Genomic DNA, 4,471 nt, shown 5'->3' on the forward strand with positions numbered 1-4,471 from the left:
GCGATGGCAAATCGGCGTGTCCAGATAAGGACACGCCAATTTGCCATCGTAAAGAGTAGAAATCGTATACTTGTTCCTTTGGTAGGTATTCCAAAGGAATATTTGTAATGTAAAAGTTAATTGCACTAAGTCGCTTACTGCGTTCTTTATAGGTAATTTGTTTCTTATGTTCTTTAGATGCTAAATCCTTTTGTCTACGTCTCATTTGCGTTTCAGTTAACTTATACAGAATTAGTCTTGCAGGTAGCTTTTGATACATTCCAATATAAATCTCAGGAATTTCATATGTTTCACCAGGTTGTAATTGATCAATAAATTGTTTCATATCTAGTTGGATGTACTCAGAATGTTTTTTTATCGTCCCATTCTGAAAGTATTCAGGTTTTTTGTTTTTCTGATATATACGAGTATTAAGCTTAAGCCGTGAGATGAAATAAGCATTACACTCTTCTATAGTATGTAAGTCTTTTAAATCGAAGTATCCTAAATCACGTATACATACATCGTTCGGTTGAAGAGATTCTAGACAAGTAGAACCATAGATTTTATCATTGTGCTTTCCAGCACCCACATGTACATGTAGAAACTGACCACTTAACAAATCGTACTCTAATTGAATTTTTACTCCAGCATTTTGACCACTACCACCTGAACCTTGATATGAAGAAGTAAATTTATTCGGAATCTGAAAATGTGTAGAATCCAATACACGAATACGTCGAAAATAGTTTGTATACAAAGTTGGAATCTTGCTAGAAGAACAAAATTGTTGATGAAGTAAATGTGCTAAGAGTTGTTGTAAAAACTGAACAGCCTGAGAATTAAAACGTTGATTGAGTCCTTCTGGACTCATAGAAATACCTGTGTTAGCTTCTAATCGACTACATAATTGTGTCAATGAAGTATGAGCTATGTTTTGACTTAACCAAATACATAGAGCTACTAAATCTTGTGCGCGGTATTTACTTTTTCGTTGAACAAAACCTATTTCTCTAGCTAACTGTTCCAAGGCATGTGGTGACATATGTTGTTGTAATTCTTGAGAAAACAATTGTAGTTCGTCAGAAATCGATAAATTCATACTCAAAACGCCATCCTTTCTGTATATTTCTACAAAAAGAATAGCGTTTTTTTTCGTTTTATGGATATAAATTTATCTGTGCTTGATAGCGATGTGACGAGATTCCTATAAAACCTTTGTTAAGAGTTTCCTTAAAATTAACATTTAAGTGATTTTTGTAACAATATATCTTGTTAATCTGTTTTTTATAATTTATAATACTAACTGTATATGGTGTGTATATTGTATATCATATACCATAACACTTATCGATAGAGAGGTTGTTTAATGAAAATAATCTTAAGTAATGTATCAAATCAGCCCTTATATCAGCAGATAAAGGAACAGATTAAAGAATCAATATTTAACAATGAATTGAAAGAAGGCGAACAGTTACCATCAATCCGCTTATTAGCTAACGACTTACATGTAAGTGTACTTACCACAAAAAGAGTCTATGCAGAACTAGAAGCAGAAGGTTTTATTATTACTAGGGTCGGCAAAGGGACTTATGTAGCTCCCACAAACTTAGAGTTATTAATGGAGTCCAAGCGCCACATGGTAGAAGTCAAACTTGCAGAAGTCTGTCAGATGGCCCGAAGTATAGGAATTCATACGGATGATCTCCATTCGATGATGGACTTAATTTTAGAGGAGGAGAATGACAAATGAATGGTGTATTAGAAGTGGATAAACTAAATAAAATTTACGACAATTTTTCATTAAAAGATGTTACTTTTTCACTTAACAAAGACTGCATAACAGGCTTTATTGGTACTAATGGTTCTGGGAAAACTACTACAATTAAAGCAATCCTTGGCCTAATTTTAAAAGATTCCGGAAAAATTAATTTTTTAGGAAAAGACATGGATAAAAATGAAAGGAAATCTAAAAACAAAATTGGCATTGTGCTAGATGAGGGATATTTCTATGATGAATTAACATTAAAAGAAATGAAAAACGTGATTGCCCCTTCTTACACTGACTGGGATGAAGCGGTCTTCTTATCTTACATTAAACAATTTAATTTAAATCTAGGACAAAGAATTTCTACTCTATCCAAAGGTATGCGTATAAAATTCGCGGTTGCTTTGGCACTATCCCACCATGCAGACCTATTGATAATGGATGAACCAACAAGTGGTTTGGACCCATTAGTACGGAGTGAATTGATGAATATTCTTCTGGATTTCATGAAGGAACCAGGTAAAAGTGTCTTTTTTTCCACTCATATTACCTCTGATTTAGATAAAATTGCAGATATGATTATTTTAATCGATGATGGAAAAATTTTAGTTAATGAGGAAAAAGATATATTAGTGGACACACATGCATTGGTAAAAGGAGACAATCAATTAATTAATGAACAAACCAAACCACTTTTTTTAAATTTGCATCAATCTCAATACGGATTTGAGGGGATTACTCATAAAAAAGATGATGTTCGTCGACTCATGCCTGATGTATTGGTGGAAAGGCCGACTATAGAGGATATTATGCTTTCATACATCGGAGGTAATAATCATGTTAATTAACCTTGTAATGAAAGACTTTATGCTAGTCAAAAAACATTTCTTAATTTTACTTGTTTTTGCAGCTATCGCTCCTATTTATGTTTCTACACAACTACAATTAAACGATGGCGGTCTTGTTGGCTTTCTTTTAACAGTGATTTTGATGGAGCAAATTTTATTTGGTACGATATCCAAATTTGAGGATCAGTACAAGGGGGCGACTTTACTTTGTGCAACTCCATACACACGAAATGCATTTGTAAAAGCAAAATATCTCTTTCTTTTTGTAATTTTCATTTGTGTCTCCATCATCCGTATTATTACGTCAATTATCATACCATCAGGTATAGAAAAACTCAGCCTAAACGCTCTTGGAATAACATTTCTAATTGTTAGTATTTTATTTGGTATACTACTCCCTGTTCAATTTAAATTCGGTTATGACAAAACAAAAATTATAACAATTTTTACTGTCTTTTTAATACCTTTTGTCGCTCCTACTCTTATAAAGGGACACTTTAATTTTACAATTACCTTTCCATTCCCATCAATTGTTCTGGCATGGATGCCTTGTTTTATTTCAATAGTTATTAGTCTTATATCAATGATGATATCTCTCAAAATATATGCAAAAAAGGATTTATAATTAAATTTAAAATATAATAGGGATAGCTATTAAAGGAAATATATTTAGCAGCGTAAAAATTTATTTTTTTCAGCCATCCCTGTTAAAAATTCAGGTTCCCCTTGTTATATACCTTTTTCTTAATTAAGTAGATTTTATGAATATTGAAATGAATCAAGTCTTTAAATCCTTAGTCTTCTTAATTTCTCTTTCCATTAAAGGATACCACTCCAACGCCATCAAGCTAAGAAATTCATTATTCCCCAAGAAGTTGAGCTGAATCCCTATGGATAACTATAGAAAGGTAAAATTTTCGTTTTGGGGATATCTCAAAATATTAGCTTGATGGGCATGGGGTCACCATATCAAAAAAAGAAAATTGTACGTTTAGACACATTTTGGACGCAAATTAACCGATCCCCTGTACGTTAAGGAACCGGTTATTTATTTTTACTGCTTTTTTATGAAGTTTTTATCTCGTAATGATCTTAAATGATTAAAAATTATTATCTGTTGATTTATCATTATCTCTTTTTTTTTACAACTTTATAAGCAATCCAAATAAATAAATTACAAATTATCAGTCCGATAAAGGCTGGTAAAACGATTGATACTCCTGAACCATCACCTGCATATAAACTCCATAGAACTTTCAATATAGCAATTAAGTTAATGACAAGTATTCCATACTTCCAAGAGTGTTTCCAAAACGCATATGCTAAAGCAAGCATTGTCACCGGAACCAGTGAAGACAACGCCATCTTAATAAAGTTCCACTTGCCAAACAAATAATCTATTTCCATTTCCAAAAAAGCTTCCACTTTGGGATTCACTGTTGTATGTTTTGGAAACCAAAACATACTTGTAGCTAATGCAACTAAAGTGATTATTATCCCTTTGATACTTCTTTTATAAGAAAAATAGCAAAACGGCAATAAAAATAGTGGACGAATATACCAACTCAGGATATTTTGATGTCTCTCAAACGCCCAAGTAAAAAAATCATTAAGAAAATCCACAGATAATCACCTCCTAAGCGCAGCAACATTGGTATTTGATCTAAAATGAAGAATAGCCAGTTTAATGTTAGCATGTTTTTAAACATATATTTGTAGAAACGTGTAAATGTCTATTGATATAGAAATATTCCAGGTTATTTATTGTCTTTTTATGGCATAGAAAACCCTTAGGGGTTCCGCCGCATGCCCATCAACTTAAGAATATTAACTTCCTCCCAATTGTAAAAAAACGTTATTCTCTCTAAACAAGTTA

The 4,471-nt window shown here is 32.3% G+C and carries 5 protein-coding genes; 3 read left to right on the forward strand and 2 right to left on the reverse strand.

Features of this window, described 5'->3' with window-relative positions:
* Positions 1–1,081: IS4 family transposase (locus LOK41_RS27355; RefSeq protein WP_241819253.1), on the reverse strand; the 1,081-nt coding region annotated here is incomplete at its 3' end.
* A 267-nt stretch (positions 1,082–1,348) separates the two neighbouring features.
* On the opposite strand from LOK41_RS27355, the gene LOK41_RS27360 reads away from it, so the two are divergent.
* The 3 genes from LOK41_RS27360 to LOK41_RS27370 are packed head-to-tail and all read left to right on the forward strand — an operon-like array spanning position 1,349 to position 3,220.
* On the forward strand, positions 1,349–1,732 hold the full coding sequence (locus LOK41_RS27360; protein ID WP_241819254.1) for a GntR family transcriptional regulator: 384 nt from the start codon (positions 1,349–1,351) through the stop codon (positions 1,730–1,732).
* Positions 1,729–2,595 (forward strand): ABC transporter ATP-binding protein, encoded by an 867-nt coding sequence (locus tag LOK41_RS27365; protein ID WP_241819255.1) that lies wholly within the window; start codon positions 1,729–1,731, stop codon positions 2,593–2,595. The genes LOK41_RS27360 and LOK41_RS27365 overlap by 4 nt, the downstream gene beginning before the upstream one ends.
* On the forward strand, positions 2,585–3,220 hold the full coding sequence (locus tag LOK41_RS27370) for an ABC-2 transporter permease (RefSeq protein WP_241819256.1): 636 nt from the start codon (positions 2,585–2,587) through the stop codon (positions 3,218–3,220). The genes LOK41_RS27365 and LOK41_RS27370 overlap by 11 nt, the downstream gene beginning before the upstream one ends.
* Positions 3,221–3,723: 503 nt before the next feature.
* Here LOK41_RS27370 and LOK41_RS27375 read toward each other — a convergent pair.
* Positions 3,724–4,218 carry a hypothetical protein gene (locus tag LOK41_RS27375; RefSeq protein WP_241819257.1) on the reverse strand — a complete coding sequence of 165 codons (495 nt, stop codon included), beginning with the start codon at positions 4,216–4,218 and terminating at the stop codon, positions 3,724–3,726.
* Between the last annotated feature and the right edge of the window lie 253 nt (positions 4,219–4,471).

Source organism: Bacillus sp. TL12, from assembly GCF_022625245.1.
GTDB lineage: Bacteria > Bacillota > Bacilli > Bacillales > Bacillaceae_G > Bacillus_A.